16 protein-coding genes and 1 pseudogene are annotated in these 14,724 nt (G+C 71.9%); 8 read left to right on the top strand and 9 right to left on the bottom strand.

Annotated features, from left to right (window positions below; translation table 11 throughout):
- Positions 1–184: 184 nt before the first annotated feature.
- On the bottom strand, positions 185–604 hold the full coding sequence (locus tag ACLIYP_RS01100; protein ID WP_412711234.1) for an STAS domain-containing protein: 420 nt from the start codon (positions 602–604) through the stop codon (positions 185–187).
- A gap of 51 nt (positions 605–655) precedes the next feature.
- On the opposite strand from ACLIYP_RS01100, the pseudogene ACLIYP_RS01105 reads away from it, so the two are divergent.
- A pseudogene (locus tag ACLIYP_RS01105) lies at positions 656–916 on the top strand (arsenic resistance protein); the annotation flags it as partial.
- Here ACLIYP_RS01105 and ACLIYP_RS01110 read toward each other — a convergent pair.
- The 4 genes from ACLIYP_RS01110 to ACLIYP_RS01125 all read right to left on the bottom strand — a co-directional run bounded on the left by ACLIYP_RS01110 (position 913) and on the right by ACLIYP_RS01125 (position 3,363).
- Positions 913–1,200 (bottom strand): mercury transporter, encoded by a 288-nt coding sequence (locus tag ACLIYP_RS01110; protein ID WP_412711235.1) that lies wholly within the window; start codon positions 1,198–1,200, stop codon positions 913–915. The pseudogene ACLIYP_RS01105 and the gene ACLIYP_RS01110 sit on opposite strands and share 4 nt — an antisense overlap.
- The gene (locus ACLIYP_RS01115) at positions 1,181–1,627 is read right to left on the bottom strand and encodes a MerR family transcriptional regulator (RefSeq protein WP_412711236.1); all 447 of its coding nucleotides are present in this window, start codon (positions 1,625–1,627) and stop codon (positions 1,181–1,183) included. Before ACLIYP_RS01115 ends, ACLIYP_RS01110 begins: the two co-directional genes overlap by 20 nt.
- Positions 1,624–1,956, bottom strand: coding sequence for a hypothetical protein (locus ACLIYP_RS01120; protein ID WP_412711237.1), 333 nt, complete (start codon positions 1,954–1,956; stop codon positions 1,624–1,626). The genes ACLIYP_RS01115 and ACLIYP_RS01120 overlap by 4 nt, the downstream gene beginning before the upstream one ends.
- 234 nt (positions 1,957–2,190) lie before the next feature.
- Positions 2,191–3,363, bottom strand: coding sequence for an acyl-CoA dehydrogenase family protein (locus ACLIYP_RS01125; protein ID WP_412711238.1), 1,173 nt, complete (start codon positions 3,361–3,363; stop codon positions 2,191–2,193).
- A 249-nt stretch (positions 3,364–3,612) separates the two neighbouring features.
- On the opposite strand from ACLIYP_RS01125, the gene ACLIYP_RS01130 reads away from it, so the two are divergent.
- The 3 genes from ACLIYP_RS01130 to ACLIYP_RS01140 are packed head-to-tail and all read left to right on the top strand — an operon-like array spanning position 3,613 to position 5,627.
- Entirely contained in the window at positions 3,613–4,083 is a 471-nt protein-coding gene (locus ACLIYP_RS01130) for a cation:proton antiporter regulatory subunit (protein ID WP_412711239.1), read from the top strand.
- A 4-nt stretch (positions 4,084–4,087) separates the two neighbouring features.
- Positions 4,088–5,329 (top strand): cation:proton antiporter, encoded by a 1,242-nt coding sequence (locus ACLIYP_RS01135; RefSeq protein WP_412711240.1) that lies wholly within the window; start codon positions 4,088–4,090, stop codon positions 5,327–5,329.
- Between the two features lie 34 nt (positions 5,330–5,363).
- The gene (locus ACLIYP_RS01140; protein ID WP_412711241.1) at positions 5,364–5,627 is read left to right on the top strand and encodes a hypothetical protein; all 264 of its coding nucleotides are present in this window, start codon (positions 5,364–5,366) and stop codon (positions 5,625–5,627) included.
- A gap of 10 nt (positions 5,628–5,637) precedes the next feature.
- On the opposite strand, the gene ACLIYP_RS01145 is transcribed toward ACLIYP_RS01140, so the two are convergent.
- Positions 5,638–7,161, bottom strand: a complete 1,524-nt coding sequence (locus ACLIYP_RS01145; protein WP_412711242.1) for a potassium/proton antiporter — start codon at positions 7,159–7,161, stop codon at positions 5,638–5,640.
- A gap of 639 nt (positions 7,162–7,800) precedes the next feature.
- Positions 7,801–8,091, bottom strand: coding sequence for a DUF3040 domain-containing protein (locus ACLIYP_RS01150; protein WP_412711243.1), 291 nt, complete (start codon positions 8,089–8,091; stop codon positions 7,801–7,803).
- A gap of 278 nt (positions 8,092–8,369) precedes the next feature.
- On the opposite strand from ACLIYP_RS01150, the gene ACLIYP_RS01155 reads away from it, so the two are divergent.
- A complete protein-coding gene (locus ACLIYP_RS01155; protein ID WP_412711244.1) occupies positions 8,370–9,317 on the top strand; it encodes a histidine kinase in 948 nt (315 codons plus the stop codon).
- A 3-nt stretch (positions 9,318–9,320) separates the two neighbouring features.
- Complete coding sequence (locus ACLIYP_RS01160; protein WP_412711245.1) at positions 9,321–9,980, top strand: response regulator; 660 nt, start codon at positions 9,321–9,323, stop codon at positions 9,978–9,980.
- 98 nt (positions 9,981–10,078) lie between these two features.
- Here the strand turns inward: ACLIYP_RS01160 and ACLIYP_RS01165 are convergent, their stop codons facing one another.
- Positions 10,079–11,095, bottom strand: a complete 1,017-nt coding sequence (locus ACLIYP_RS01165; RefSeq protein WP_412711246.1) for a potassium channel family protein — start codon at positions 11,093–11,095, stop codon at positions 10,079–10,081.
- Positions 11,096–11,584: 489 nt separating this feature from the next.
- Positions 11,585–12,349 carry a hypothetical protein gene (locus ACLIYP_RS01170; RefSeq protein WP_412711247.1) on the bottom strand — a complete coding sequence of 255 codons (765 nt, stop codon included), beginning with the start codon at positions 12,347–12,349 and terminating at the stop codon, positions 11,585–11,587.
- Between the two features lie 270 nt (positions 12,350–12,619).
- On the opposite strand from ACLIYP_RS01170, the gene ACLIYP_RS01175 reads away from it, so the two are divergent.
- On the top strand, positions 12,620–12,769 hold the full coding sequence (locus ACLIYP_RS01175) for a hypothetical protein (protein ID WP_412711248.1): 150 nt from the start codon (positions 12,620–12,622) through the stop codon (positions 12,767–12,769).
- 1,476 nt (positions 12,770–14,245) lie between these two features.
- Complete coding sequence (locus tag ACLIYP_RS01180) at positions 14,246–14,665, top strand: ATP-binding protein (RefSeq protein WP_412711316.1); 420 nt, start codon at positions 14,246–14,248, stop codon at positions 14,663–14,665.
- Positions 14,666–14,724: the final 59 nt, after the last annotated feature.

Genomic DNA, 14,724 nt, shown 5'->3' on the forward strand with positions numbered 1-14,724 from the left:
TGGCCTCCAGCAAGCCGGTCAGCATACGCCGACTGCCACCGTCCCGGTCCGTCACGCCATTCCTCTTCTTTTGTCAACCAGCAAAAATCCGCGCCTTCGGCCGCCGACCGCACGTCCGCCTCCGCCCGGTCCCTCACCGGCCCGGCCACCGCCACAGCGAGTCCGGTCCCGCCGGACTTCCAGTTCACTCCGAGCGTCCGGCACCGACGTCACCCACCCTCTCGGGACCGTCATCGCCGCCACCGGTCCCTCCGGCAACGGAGGCGCTGAGGGCGGTGACGGCCTCGCCGACGGTGGGGTGGACCGGCAGGACTGTCTCCGCACCGGTCAGGGCCAGCATGCGGGCCAGGCGTTCGGGAACGGCGGCCAGGGCCAGTGTCCCGCCTGCGGCGCGGGCATGGTGCCGCAGGGCGCCCAGGGTTGAGGAGTCGACCTCGCCGACGCCGGACAGGTCCAGCACCAGCACCGGATGCCCGGAGTCGATGGCGGCCTGGCCGCGTTTGCGCAGGACCGGGGCGGTGGCATAGTCCGCGTCGCCGGTGACATCCGCGACCGCGAGCTGGCCGCGGACGGACTGGAGGATGAAGGTGAACTCGGCAGTCATGGCACCGATTCCTCGCCAGGCCGCCCGATAGACGGCGTGCGGGTGGACCGAGTGATGGCGTTCGCCGGGCTCGCGGTCGCGTGCCTCTTCCGGCTGAGGGCCGACGACAGCCGGGCCATCGTGTTCACCGGCGCGACCCGCAACTCCTTGATCGTCCTCCCGCTCGCCCTGGCCCTGCCCGACGAGTTCGCGGTCGCCGCGGTCGTGGTCGTCACCCAGACCCTCGTCGAGGTGATCGGCATGGTGCTCTACGTCCGCGCCGTCCCCCGGCTCATCCCCCCTGCCCAGCTGATCCACCAGGCAGGTCGCTAGGCGGAGGCGCGGCAGCCGCACCTCTCGCGTCCGGCCGGCGTGGGCCCGCAGGAACACGATCCGCCCCGCCGGCGCTGCTGGAGCCACCAGGTTCCGGCCGCGAGGACGCCAAGGACGACGGCCAGGCTGGGCAGCCACCCGACGACCGCCCAGGTCCCGGCGCCGAGGACACCGGCGGTGATCAGCACGGGCAGCGCACAGCACGCCACGCACGCCAGGGCGGCCAGGCCCGCCAGGGCCTTGGGCGTCTTGTGCGGGCTCGGGTCAGCAGCAGGGGCCGTCATGGCGGTTCTCCTCGGCGAGGCCGGTGAAGGGGATGGGGCAGCAGCTGCTGCCGGCGCAGGCGGTCAGGTCGTCGCAGCCGGCTTCCACGGCGGCGGCCAGGGCGGTGCGGATGGTGGTCAGGTCCGCGATCTTCGCGTCGACCTCGGCGAGCTTGGCCACCGCGCGCTCCTGCAGTCCGACCACCGGGCGGCCGTGCCGGTGGCGACCGGTCTCCAGCAGCTCGGCGACCTCCTCCAGCGTGAAGCCGAGCCGCTGCGCGGCCTTGATCACCCGCAGCGTGGTCACGGCGCCCTCGCCGTAGAGGCGGTGGCCGCCGCTGCTGCGCTCGGGCTCGGCGAGCAGGCCGCGGCGTTCGTAGTAGCGCAGCGTCTGGAGGTTCACCCCGGCCCGCTCGGCGACCTGCCCGCTGCGCAGACCCGCGCTCACCGGGGCACCTGCGCGCCGGCCCGTACGGTCAGAGCGTCCAGCACCGGCTCGTGGACGGCGTCCACCGAGACCTCCAGAACGATCCCGTCTTCGCCCGGGGCGACGGTGAAGGTGAAGAACGAGCAGCACCCGCCCTCCCGCCCGGCCAGGTTCCGGACCTGATCGACCGCGCCCGGCGCGTCCGCCAGCTCCAGCCGCAGCGTCAGCGGCTGCGGCCGGGTCACCGCGGCCAGCCGCTCAGCGAACAGCGCATCCCACTGCGCCACCCGCAACGGCCGCTCCTCGGTCGGCAGCGTGCAGGACTGCGGCACCCACGCCAGATCACTCATCGCGCTCACTCCCGTCATCCCGCCCCCGAGCTCCGGGAACACCTCGACGGTAATCCTGTACCTAGGTACAGGATGCAAGCCTCACCCCGCCGGATACGGGCCCGCTCGCGAAACCGGCCCTTCCCGCCACGTCGCTCGGTGCCGGGGACGTTCGCACGGCCTGACTGCCAAGGCAGCCCCAGAGGCCGGGTGCACCGGCGCGCCGACAGCCGGTGAGGTCACTGCGAGCGCCCTCTAGGTACCGGCGGGGTGCCAGGGGGCGTCGGCCCGGGGAGGCAGCGCGTCGGCGGCCAGCCGGAGCGGGGACATCACATGGGCGGCGCGGGCGGCGCGCAGCATCCGCTGCAGCGGCGAGTCGGTCCCGTAGCCGATCCCGCCGACCAGGGTCAGGGCGTCGTTCACGGTCGCCTCGGCCGCGTCGGCGATCTCGGCCTTGGCCGAGGCCAGCCCCAACAGGGCCTCGGGGCCGCCGAGCTCCGCCTCGGCGGCGGCGTGGTAGATCAGCCGCCGGGTGCGTTCCACCCGGGCCCACATCGTGCCCAGCCGGTGCTGTACGACCGGGTTGCCGGCCAGGACCCGGCCGGCGCGCGTGCGCCGCCGCATCAGATGGGAGCGGGCCTCCTCCAGGGCGGCCGCGGCGACGCCCAGGTAGGTGCCGGCCATGGCCATCAGGAAGTAGGGGGCGACGACGTTGAACACGTACCAGATCTCGTCGCCCTCGTTGCCCAGCAGGCATTCGACGGGGATCTCCACACCGGGCAGCTCCAGGTTGCGCGAGGCGTTGCCCCGCATGCCGAAACCGTGCCACTCGGGCCCCCACTCCAGGCCGGGCGTGCCGGCGTCGACGACCGTGCAGGAGAACTGGCCGGGCGGCGTCCCCGGGCCCACGGCGACGGTGGACAGGACGTAGGAGTCGGCGTGGCCGCCGTTGGTGACGAAGCTCTTCGCGCCGGTCAGCCGCAGCCGGCCGTCGCCGGAGCGCTCCATGCCGGTCTGCGGCAGCCAGAACTCGCCGCCCGTCCCGGGCTCCGACAGGGCCAGGGTCGTCAGGTGCTCCCCGGCGGCGATCGGCTCCAGGTACCGTTCCCGCTGCACGGCGCCGGCCTGTGCGGAGATCACCGCCGAGCCGACCAGGTGCATGCCGAAGCAGATCGACGTGGACGCGCAGGCCCGGCCCGTCGCCTCGCCCACCTGCGCCACGGCCAGCAGCCCGTGTCCCATGCCGCCGGAGTGCTCGGGCACCACCAGCCCGCCCAGCCGGGAGAGCAGGGCCGCCATGCCCTCCGCGGGCCACCGCTGCTCCGTGTCGACGGTGGCAGCCTGCGGGCGCAGGACCTCCTCGGCGATCTCACGGGCGGCGGACACCGCGGCTCCCAGTTCGATCCGCATCACCGCTGTACCCCGCATACCGCAGACGCCCCTTGGGGGCACTGGGGCCCGGAAGGGGGCTCGGTACCGGGTGCGGTCGGGGCAGGGGCCGCGGTGGCTACGAACCACGCCCGGTCGCGTTGTGATGGTGCGGCGGTCTGCGGGGCGATAGGCCGGAGATGTGTCATCGTGGGGCGGCGCTGGCGCAAGGCCAGAGCCGGGCGGCCGGGAAGGGGCCGCGGGGATGTCGGTCGGATGAGGGAGGACGGGGCTGTGTCTGCTCCGCGGATGAGTACCACGCCGTTGCCGGGGATCGGGGTCAGATACGACCTGACCACGCGGGAGCACCGGCGGGTGTCGGTGGTGGCGCACCATGACGGTACGCGCAGTTTCAGCGCCTACCGGGTGGATGATCCGGATGAGTGTGCTCTGTCGCTGCGGTTGACCGCTGGGGAGTCGGAGTCGCTGATCGATGCGCTGATGCCCGCGCATCACAGTCCGAGCCTGTTGTACACCACCGATCTGGGGCTGGTGGCCGAGCGGATCGAGTTGCCGGCGGTCTCGCGCTGGAACGGCCGGGTGCTGGGCGAGGCACGGCTGCGGACCGAGACCGGGGCGTCGGTGGTGGCGGTGCTGCGCCGAATGGAGGCGATTCCCTCTCCGGCGCCGGATTTCCGGCTGGCGGGTGGGGACACGCTGATCGTGATCGGTACCCGTGAGGGCGTGAACGCGGCCGCGGCGATACTGGGTCGGGAGTGAGCGGGTGCATTCTTCTGCGATCTTCCTGATCGAGTTCGGTGCGATCATCCTGGGGCTGGGGCTGCTGGGCCGCCTGGCCGGGCGTTTGCGGTTCTCCCCGATTCCGCTGTACCTGCTGGCCGGGCTGGCGTTCGGTGAGGGCGGGCTACTGCCGCTGGGGGCGAGCGAGGAGTTCGTCGCCATCGGCGCTGAGATCGGCGTTGTACTGCTGCTGCTGATGCTGGGCCTGGAGTACACCGCCAGCGATCTGGTGTCCAATCTGCGGACCCAGTACCCGGCCGGGCTGGTGGACTGCGCGCTGAACGCGTTGCCGGGCGCGGCGATAGCGCTGCTGCTGGGGTGGGGGCCGGTGGCCGCGGTGGTGCTCGCCGGTGTCACCTGGATCTCATCCTCCGGGGTGATCGCCAAGGTGCTCGGTGATCTGGGGCGGCTGGGCAACCGCGAGACCCCGGTGATCTTGAGCATTCTGGTGCTGGAGGACCTGGCGATGGCGGTCTACCTGCCGATCGTCACCGCGTTGGTGGCCGGGCTGAGCCTGGCGGCGGGCAGCGTGACGCTGGCGGTCGCGCTGGGTGTGGCCGGGCTGGTGCTGTTCGTGGCGGTCCGCTACGGACGGGTCATCTCCCGGTTCGTCTCCAGCGACGACCCGGAGAAGCTGCTGCTGGTGGTGCTCGGGCTGACGCTGCTGGTAGCCGGAATCGCCCAGCAACTGCAGGTCTCGGCGGCGGTGGGGGCGTTCTTGGTGGGCATCGCCCTCTCAGGGGAGGTCGCCGAGGGCACGCACAACCTGCTCAGCCCTCTGCGGGATCTGTTCGCGGCGGTGTTCTTCGTCTTCTTCGGCCTGCACACCGATCCGTCCAGCATCCCCCCGGTCATCGTGCCGGCGCTGGTGCTGGCGATCGTCACGGCGGGCACGAAGATCGCCACCGGGTACTGGGCGGCGAAGCGGGCCGAGGTGTCGGTTCGGGGTCGGTGGCGGGCCGGGGGCACCCTGGTGGCCAGGGGGGAGTTCTCCATCGTCATCGCCGGCTTGGCGGTGACCGCCGGGGTCGAGCCCGCACTCGGTCCGCTGGCGACCGCGTATGTGCTGATCATGGTGGTGCTGGGGCCGCTGACCGCCCGCTACACCGAGCCGGTGGCCGGCCTGCTGGCCCGGCGCCGCGCGGCCCGGGCGGTGCCCGCTCCGTCCGGAGACGGGACACCCGCCGATGCCGACCCCGGGCAGCACGTGGCCACCGGGGACTGACCCGGGCCGCAGAGGGAGGGAGGTGCGCCGCACGGTGAGCGAGGAGACTTTCTCCATGCTGCTCAGTGCGGGGGTGGTTCTCGCGCTCGCCGCGCTGGCGGTCTACCTCGGCGGCGTGGCCGGACTTGCCCGGACGCTGCCGCGGCTGCTGTTGCGCGATCCGGGGTGGCGGGCCGATACCGAGCGCCATCCCCGATCCAGTGCTCTGGTGCTGGCGGTGCTGATCGTGTGCTGGCCGGTAAGCGGCCCCTACCTCGCCTGGCGGGTGGCCCGTCGGCGCTGTCGTGGCCCCCGGTGAGAGGTTGGATTCATGCGGCACTGTCGCGGCCGGTGGGCTCCAGGGTGCCGTGCTCGCCGAACCAGTGGGCCAGGCGGCCGCGGCGGCCGACCGCCCGCAGGCGCCGTTCGGTCGCCTCGCGGGTGGCCGGGGTGGTGATCAGCAGCAGTTCGTCGCCCGCGCGGAGCACGGTCTCGCGCCGGGGGGCGAGGGTGGTGCCGTCGCGGACGATCAGGGTGAGCACGGTGGGGGGCGGCAGCCGCAGCTCGAACACCGCCACCCCGGCCAGCCGGGACCCCTCGGGCACGGTGACGGTGAGCAGGTCGGCGTCGAGCACGTCCAGCGGGGCGGTCTCGACCTGGACCTCGCGCAGCGCACCGGGCCGGGTCAATCCCAGCCACCGGGCGGCGGCCGGCAGGGTGGGCCCTTGCAGGAGGGTGAACAGGACCACCAGGACGAACACGATGTTGAGCAGGTCGCGGGCACCGGGAACGCCCGCGACGATGGGGAAGGTGGCCAGCACGATGGGCACGGCTCCGCGCAGCCCGGCCCAGGAGACGAACACCTGTTCGCGCCACGGGATGCGGAAGGGCAGCAGGCAGACCAGGACCGAGGCCGGGCGGGCGACCAGCAGCAGAACCAGTCCGACGCCCAGAGCCGGGAGGATCGCGGCAGGCAGCTCGCTGGGGGTGACCAGCAGCCCGAGCATGACGAACAGGCCGATCTGGGCGAGCCAGCCGGCTCCTTCGGCGAAGGAGCGGGTGGCGGCGCGGTGCGGCAGGCGGCTGTTGCCCAGCACCAGGCCGGACAGGTAGGCGGCGATGATGCCGCTGGCGTTCGCCGCTCCGGCGGCGGCGAACGCGATGATCCCGAAACCGGCGGTGGCCAGCGGATACAGCCCGGTGGACGGCAAGGCGATGCGCCGCAGGGCGACCACCCCCAGCCAGCCGAGCACCAGGCCGAGTACGCCGCCGACGACCAGCTGGTAGACCACGTTCCCGGCGATGAAAACGGGATGGGGCAGGTCGGCGGCGGCGGTGGAGAAGACCAAGACCAGGATGACGGTAGGGGCGTCATTGAAGCCGGACTCGGCCTCCAGCAGGCCGGTGACCTTCTGCGGCAGGGGCAGGGAGCGCAGCACGGCGAACACCGCCGCGGCATCGGTGGAGGACACGATCGCTCCCAGCAGCAGCGCCAGGGACCAGTCCATGCCCAGCAGCAGGTGGGCCCCGGTCGCGGTGACCACCGTCGAGACGGCCACCCCGGCGGTGGCCAGCACTCCGGCGGGCGCCAGCAGACGCCGCACATCCGCCCAGGTGGTGGTCAGACCGCCCTCGACGAGGATGACGGCCAGGGCCGCGATGCCCAGAGACTGGGCGAGCTGGGCGTCATCGAACTCCACACCGAGGACGTCCTCGCCGGCCAGCACACCGATGGCCAGGAACAGCAGCAGACTGGGCAGGCCCGCCCGGTGAGCGATACGGGCGGCGGCGATGCTGGCCAGCAGCACCAGGCCGCCGCCCAGGAGCGCCGTGTACAGCTCCGGCAACGTCATCTGCCCGTCCCTCATATGGTCGCTGCTTCGATCACTGTCCAGGCATACCGTGCCACCACCGCGGGCAACGCCCTCCAAGCCGCTGTCCGCTCCGGCGGGGGGCACGGGGCACCGCGCTGGTGCGGGCCGGGCCGGACAGAAGCGATTGCGCCGGCACCACGAGGGCCGACGTCACGGGGAGAGCGGTCGAGTGGGGTGGCGTCCGGGCCTCACGGTTCGGGGCCCGCGCCGCTGTGGTTCCGGGCGGCGCGGTACGGGTGAGAACAGTCGGCGCGAGCCGGCCCTCTCCGGTCCTCGGCAGGTCCATGGCCGGTGTAGGCCGCCGACATCGGTGAGCGCGTGGTGAAACGGCTGCGGAACCCGGCGACGGGCGAAGCGGTCAGGATGGGACCGCCCGCGGTGAGTGGAGCGCCCGCGCACCGGACAGCGTCTGTTCCCAAAGCGGCACGGAGGCTGGGGCGGCGGGCCGGGGCAGGGATGGCAGCGGCTCTCCTGCTCCTGGGGGCACCTGGGGCAGCGGCAGAATCTTCTTCCTCACCGTGTCGATGGCTCTCGCGTCGTCGTTCAGAATCCGCCCTGTCAACGGAGCCGACGGCTCTGCCCGCCGGTGTGGGGCCCACCGGGCTTGAGCCACGGGTGTCATGGCGTGTGCAGACGACGGAACCAGGTGTGTCCCCGCGCCGGGTCGAACAGGTACTCCTGGGCCACCCCGGCCAGCACCAGGCCGGTCGCCAGGAGCAGCCCCTGCGGCAGCGCGAAGCCTGCGACCACCAGTACCAGCGAGAGGGCCAGCAGCAGCCAGCCCGGTCCGCGCCGGTACTCCCGGGGGCTGCACGGCTGTCCGGAGTCCAGGCCGCGGGAGAACTGCGGATCGCTGCGTTCCATCTGCGCTTCGATATCCGCCAGCACCTTGTTCTCGGAATGGGTCACGACTCCTCCCCGGGCGCCAAGGCTGCGGTATCACTTCCACCATCACGCCCCCCGGCAGCAGTCGCCATCGGGGCTGACCCCCATTTCCCCGGGGTAACGACCCGCAGGACGCGGCCGGCACATGGGTGCCGGACCCGATGGACGCCCCGCGGCCCGCGTCCTCAGGCTGACGGGGCGGCCGCACCGCCGGAGGAAGCCGGCACCGTCCCATGCCGGCCGACCGGCATGGGACGGCCATAGTGGAGGAAGGACGGCGAGTGAGGTGGAGGCGGTACCCGATGTCCTTGTTCTGGCGGATCTTCGGACTCAACGCCCTGGTGCTGATCACAGCCACCGCACTGCTGCTGGGGCCGATCACCGTCTCCACTCCCGTCCTGGTCACCGAGGCCGCCGTCCTCACCGCGGGGCTGGCCGCCATGCTCATCGCCAACGCCGCTCTGCTCCGCGTCGGCCTGGCCCCGCTGCAGCGTCTCACCCGCGCCATGACCACCACCGACCTGCTGCGGCCCACAGCCCGTCTGACGCCCGGCGGTCACGGCGAGATCGCCGAGCTGATCACCACCTTCAACACCATGCTCGACCGCCTGGAAGCCGAACGCGCCACCAGCGCCGCCCGCGCCCTGTCCGCCCAGGAAGCCGAACGCCGCCGCATCGCCCAGGAACTCCACGACGAGATCGGCCAGACCCTCACCGCCGTCCTGCTCGAACTCAAACGCGTCGCCGACCACGCTCCGCCGCCCGTCGGTGAGGAGATCCGCCAGGTCCAGGAGACCACCCGCGCCAGTCTGGAGGAGATCCGCCGCATCGCCCGCCGACTGCGCCCCGGTGTTCTGGAGGAACTCGGCCTGACCAGCTCCCTCAAGGCCCTCGCCGGCGAGTTCTCCACCCCCGGCCTCACCGTGCGCGCCCATATCGACGCGCACCTGCCGCCGCTGGACCACAACACCGAACTCGTCCTCTACCGCGTCGCCCAGGAAAGCCTCACCAACACCGCCCGCCACGCAGGAGCCACCCGCGTCGACCTCGACCTGCACCGCACATCCGCCGGTGTGCGGCTGCGCGTCCGCGACGACGGCCACGGCACCGGTGGAGCAGCCGAGGGCGCCGGCATCCGCGGCATGCGCGAACGCGCCCTGCTCATCGGCGCCGACCTCACCCTCGCCCCCGGCCCCGACGGCGGCACCGAGGTGCGTCTGACCATCCCCACCCACTCCGGGAGGCCGTGACTCATGTCCGAGGCGGCCACCACCCGCATCCTCCTGGCCGACGACCACACTCTGGTCCGCCGCGGCGTCCGCCTCATCCTCGACGGTGAGGCGGACCTGACCGTCGTCGCCGAAGCAGGCGACGGAGCCGAAGCGGTCGAACAGGCCCGCGCCCAGCAGCCCGACCTGGCCGTCCTGGACATCGCCATGCCGCGCCTGACCGGCCTGCAGGCCGCCCGCGAACTCTCCCGCGCCCAGCCCGGCCTGCGCATCCTCATCCTGACCATGTACGACAACGAGCAGTACCTCTTCGAAGCCCTCAAAGCCGGAGCCTGCGGCTACGTCCTGAAATCCGTCGCCGACCGCGACCTGGTCGAAGCCTGCCGCGCCGCCATGCGCGACGAGCCCTTCCTCTACCCCGGAGCGGTCACCGCCCTCATCCGCCACTACCTCGACCACACCCGCGACGGCGACACCATCCCCGGGCGGCCCGTCACCGACCGTGAGGAGGAGGTCCTCAAGCTCGTCGCCGAAGGCCACACCTCACAGCAGATCGCCGACATGCTGGTAATCAGCGTCAAGACCGTGGAACGCCACCGCGCCAACCTCCTGCACAAACTCGGCCTCAAAGACCGCCTGGAACTCACCCGCTACGCCATCCGCACCGGCCTCATCGAACCGTGACCACCAGCCCCCACCGGACCGGGCCTGTCCCCCTGACGGCTCCGCGACCGGCTCGTGAACGGGCCGGCCGAACACCGCACCGCCGCGCGGAGCAGCGGTCAGCTCCCGTGGGAGGGCCCGTCCCGCCAGCCGTCGCTGTGCAGGAACCCCTGCACGGCTCGCCGTCGCCCGTCGTACTGCCGCACGCGATCGGCGTACTCCTCCTCGCCGACAGTGGGAACCCCCACCTGGCGCAGCACCGACAAAGGGGGCACGGGGCGGCTCTCCTCCTGCTTCGCCGGGGAGAAGAACTGGCCCCGCAGGTTCTCCAGGACCTGGTCCAGTGCCCTGCCCAGCGGGCCGATCGCCGCCGGGTCCGGCCGGCTGCCGGAGGCTGTGCCGACGTCGAGCAGCAGCAGAGCATCGCCGAGGGTCGCCATGGCGCGGGCCGGGGCCTTCTGGGGTGCGACGGAGTGGAAGTAGTGGACCACGGGGAAGGCCAGGTGCTGTTCGCCCAGGCGCAGCAGCGGCGCGGTCAGGGAGACCAGCTGCTGGTTGAACATGGAACTGAAGCCGCTTCCGGTCCAGCCCTGGGCAATGAAGTGCCGGGCGTTCTGCCCGAGGGCGTGGATCTGCTCGGCGACCTCGCGCTTGTGCACCACCGCCTGGATCACTTGCACCAGGTAGGTCAGCGACAAGGTCACCAGGAACAGTCCCGACAGCGAGGCGAGGACGGTGGCCACCTGGGCCCAGGCGGTGTCCGGGATATAGTCGCCGATGCCGAGGGTGAAGAGCGTGTAGCCGGTGAAGTACACCCGGTCCCAGCCGCCGGCGGGAGTGGAGGTGGTCGAGGCGACCACCGCGGACTCGTAGGCGGTGAAGACCAGGAACCACCCGGCCCACAACAGCACCGCCCACGTCAGGAAAGTGGCCAGCAGCGTGCACGTCCCGCTCCACCGCAGGATCCCACCGCGGGAGGACCTGGTGCCGGCGGCGAGGAATAGCCTCCACACCCCCCTGGCCACCCGGCCGCTGACCGGACCGGTGGTCGTCACCATGGACAAGGTGGTGACCACGGCATCGGCCAGAACGAGCACGACCAAGGCACCGCCGAGAACCCCCACCAGCAGGCTCATCGCACCTTCTCCTCCCCCCACCTGGTTCCACGGCAGGGACTCGCATCGGACGCCGTAGCAGAACCCTGTACGGATGCAGCCCGCAAGACGGCACCCTCATGCCCCGTCACGGCACGTCGGGCATGAGGGTGCGACTGCCCGTTCATCACTGTGGATATGTCCAATAGCGGCCGAGGGAGTGACCCGCGTTCTCATCTTGGCCCGCTGGCTGAAGCGGGCCGGGAAGGCCTTCACCGCAGTGGGCGCAGAAGCCGCAAAACCGCAGGCTGGGAGCAGCAGGAACCGGTGGGCCTGGGCAGCCTCCTGCGCGCCCATGACCAGGAAGTCCGCCGCGGCTCAGGCGGCCTTCGCGCTGCCGCCAGCCAGGTGGCGTCGGCGGACATGGGAGACCCGGCCAGCGCAGCAGGCGATCAGCAGGTATCCAGCCGGGCACCTCTGCTTGAGCGCCGTGTGCGGTGCCCGCGCTTCCAGGGCAGGAAAAGGCGAGCGTTAGCGATGCGGCCGGTGGCCGGTGAGGGCCTCCCAGCGGCCGAAAGCCTGCTCCAGAGCGGCGCGTGCGGCCTTGAGCTGGGGGTTCGCACGCCGCTGGACCTTCAACCGGTCACGCTCCCGCCGCGCCTTCTCGATCCTGTCGTTGTCCGCCTCGACCCGGTCCAGCTCGTCCCCGAGCTCTGCCAGCCGGAGCTCCCGCTCATCCGTCCAGACGCCGTGGTCCTTGACCGCTTTCCGGATCGACGCTGCGAACTTGTACACGGCGGCCTCTTCCCACTGGCTGTACGGGTACCGGAAGACACGCTCGTCCCCGTTCGGCTCCGCGACAATGATCCAGTGCTCATCCCGCTTGGAGTTCGGACGGTCGCTCACCTCAAGCCCGTCGAGCTGAAGAGACTCCGTCGAGCCGTCCTCTGAGGGGACTGACAACACATGCTGATGAAGCGCCAGATCACCGAGCACCTTCAGCAGAGGGCCTCGCCCAGGGGCACGCAGCCGATCGCGCTCCTTCTCAAGCGCTCGGATGGCTGAACGCTTCTTTCTCTGCTCGGCGCGGACCTTGGCATCGGCCGCGGCCACCTGCTGACTGTCGCGGCTCTCAAGGCCCCGTACACGCTCCCGGTGTGTACGTAAGTCTTCCCGCGCAGCGTGATGCTCGGGGCGGAAGGCGTAGGCCCATCCGCCAGGGTAGAGGTACAGCTGCCGGCCCACGCAGACCGCACCGACCACCGCTACCAGCAATCCCCAGTGAAAGACGCTCATCACTGCCTCCCCGGAATCAGACGCCAAGCAGTCTCCCAGCTTCCAGAGGGCCTTCTGCCGGTTTTCCGGGAGAGCGGCCGGACTGCCTCCCACTCCTCTGCCAGGACCTGTAGTCGGCGTGACCGAGCGGTCAGCGCAGCCTAGGGCCAGCTCCGCTCCGAAAAGCTGGCCGTCTGTTCCCGCCCTGCTCAGGGGGCCGCTGAGGGCGGCATGGATCCCGGTGCGCTGGTTGACGGTGATGTCGGCCGCTGCGGAGTGTGGTGGTGAGCCATGATCCCTCCCGGCGGGCCGGGGCAGCGGCCCACGGTGTCGGCAAAGGGGGAGCGGGCGGGACGACCGGCAAGATCACCGGCAGGCAATCGCAAGATGCTCCTCTGCAACACCGACGGCATCGCCCTGGGCGAGTACGGCGGCGACTGACCCGACGGCATCATCAGCCCCCACCTGCGTGCCAACCCGTTCAACGGCCTGCCCGTCGACGACCTACACGGACTGACCACGTCCCACTCCGGGCTCCTGGACGCGGCCGTCAAGGCCGTCCAGCAGCACCTGGCCACGCGCGGAGCCCAGATCTCGGCGCGCTGTACGGATCGCATTCCCGGCGCACCCTTATATCCGGGCCGGGTGTGAGCTGCCGCTTCTCCTGCGCCGGGGCTATGTCCTGACCGCAGCCGATGGCCGCGGGGGTGACGCCGGGCCGACCGCGTGTCTTTCCTGCGGGGCCGGCACCGGTGAAACACCACAGAGACCTGAACCCCCGGGGGGACGGGGTGGCTGTCAGGCCCCTGTGGCTCGCGCATCCGCACGGGGGAGAGCGGATGCTTGTGCATGTGCGGTCTGCCCAACGATCCGTGGGCCGTCCGGTTACGGCCGCCGACCGTTTTTTGGAGGGCTGCCGGCAGAGAGGCCGGCGGTGAGGGAGTCGGCGGTGTTCTCGATCCCGCAGCAGGGCCCGGCTGCCTCCGGTACGGAAGTCAGGCGAGTGGTGCGGGCCGGCGCCGTCGGCGTGGATGCGAGCGGCCGGGCGCTGCACGTCCTGCCGCATGCCTCGCGTGCGCGCCGTGATCACGGCTCCGGCCGGTGCGCCGGCCACATCGAGGACGGATTCGGTGGCGGGGCTTGTCGCCGTGTTTCCTCCGCCCCGCTGTTTCTCACCCCACCCCGCGATGGTGGGCTGGTATAGCGGGCAAGCCGGTCGGCGGACGAGGCCCTTGGGGTCTTCAGATCCGGCCGTGGGCGGTTTTCCATCGACGCCGCGACCAGCCGGGTGCCTTCCCTGGTTCGCGAAGGAGCGGTGCCGCCGACGGCGGACAGCCAGCGCAGCAGGGGATCCGCCGTCTCCGTGTTGGTGTCATGGGCCGGGGACGACTCCGGCTGGGCTGGCTGCCTGCCCGTGCCGGTGTGCGGGGCCGGCCGGCGTGCCCCGCACCGGTGAGTGCGGCGGCGCGCCGCTGACCTTGGCATGGCCGCCCGTCTCCGGTCTGCCTTGACGGGTGTCGGGGAGGCCGTCCCGAGCCCGGTGGTGTCGTACGTCAACCCGGGCGGCGCCGGTCACAGGGGTGAGCGGCGGTGGTCGGCGGCCGGCGGGCCTCGGGGGTATATGCCGACCGCCGGCCGGCTGGACCAGGAGCGCTGCGGTGCCTGTCCTCACCCGGCGGTCCTGGCCAAGGGGGGCGTCGCTGTGCGTACCCGCTGCCGGCGGTGACATCTCGCCGCGGGCGGGCGGGTCACCCGAAGGAGGTCCTGCCCTTTTGGTGAGGTGCCGTGGTGTACGCGGAGGACAGTGGGGTACACGGCGGCGGGATCACGCCGGGAGGCAGACGGGGGTGGGAGGTGGAGGCGACCGTGGTGGGGCAGCCGCCGTCGAGCAGCGAGGTGGCCGCGCCGCAGCCATCCATGCGGTCGGGTGCGGCTTACGGCGGTGCGTCGCAGTCGGTCCCCGCGGCTCGGGAGTTCGTGGCCGGCTTTCTGGCCCGCCTCCAGCACACGCACGGTATCGCGGTTGCCTCCCGGGCGGCCGGTGCGGCCGAGCTGGTGGTCAGCGAGCTGGTGGCCAACGCGTGCAAGTACGCGCCGGGACCGTGCACCGTGGACGTGGAGCTGACCGGAACCGTCCTTCAGATCACCGTGCGGGACACCAGCCCGGTACTGCCCATCGCCCGGGCCGCCGAGCCGGGCCGGATCGGCCAGCACGGCCTGGAACTCGTCCTGGCGCTGTGCGAGGGCGTGGAGATGCAGCGGGAGCCAGTGGGCAAGCGGATCACCGCCCGGATCGCCCTCCAACCCGCCACCGGCCCGGACGCGGCACGCGGATAGAACAGCGGACCATCCGCAGACGCAAGCAGAGCCAGGGGTAGCGGCACGCCTCCCATACA

The organism is Streptomyces nanhaiensis, assembly GCF_046614825.1.
In the GTDB taxonomy this organism is placed as follows: Bacteria; Actinomycetota; Actinomycetes; order Streptomycetales; family Streptomycetaceae; genus Streptomyces; species Streptomyces radiopugnans.

Bases quoted from the DNA above. Each gene is read 5' to 3' on its own strand.
- ACLIYP_RS01170 (WP_412711247.1), bottom strand. From the start codon at position 12,349: ATGAGCGTCTTTCACTGGGGATTGCTGGTAGCGGTGGTCGGTGCGGTC.
- ACLIYP_RS01100 (WP_412711234.1), bottom strand. From the start codon at position 604: ATGACTGCCGAGTTCACCTTCATCCTCCAGTCCGTCCGCGGCCAGCTC.
- ACLIYP_RS01145 (WP_412711242.1), bottom strand. From the start codon at position 7,161: ATGACGTTGCCGGAGCTGTACACGGCGCTCCTGGGCGGCGGCCTGGTG.
- ACLIYP_RS01120 (WP_412711237.1), bottom strand. From the start codon at position 1,956: ATGAGTGATCTGGCGTGGGTGCCGCAGTCCTGCACGCTGCCGACCGAG.
- ACLIYP_RS01165 (WP_412711246.1), bottom strand. From the start codon at position 11,095: ATGAGCCTGCTGGTGGGGGTTCTCGGCGGTGCCTTGGTCGTGCTCGTT.
- ACLIYP_RS01110 (WP_412711235.1), bottom strand. From the start codon at position 1,200: ATGACGGCCCCTGCTGCTGACCCGAGCCCGCACAAGACGCCCAAGGCC.
- ACLIYP_RS01175 (WP_412711248.1), top strand. From the start codon at position 12,620: ATGATCCCTCCCGGCGGGCCGGGGCAGCGGCCCACGGTGTCGGCAAAG.
- ACLIYP_RS01125 (WP_412711238.1), bottom strand. From the start codon at position 3,363: ATGCGGGGTACAGCGGTGATGCGGATCGAACTGGGAGCCGCGGTGTCC.
- ACLIYP_RS01180 (WP_412711316.1), top strand. From the start codon at position 14,246: ATGCGGTCGGGTGCGGCTTACGGCGGTGCGTCGCAGTCGGTCCCCGCG.
- ACLIYP_RS01160 (WP_412711245.1), top strand. From the start codon at position 9,321: ATGTCCGAGGCGGCCACCACCCGCATCCTCCTGGCCGACGACCACACT.
- ACLIYP_RS01130 (WP_412711239.1), top strand. From the start codon at position 3,613: ATGAGTACCACGCCGTTGCCGGGGATCGGGGTCAGATACGACCTGACC.
- ACLIYP_RS01155 (WP_412711244.1), top strand. From the start codon at position 8,370: ATGTCCTTGTTCTGGCGGATCTTCGGACTCAACGCCCTGGTGCTGATC.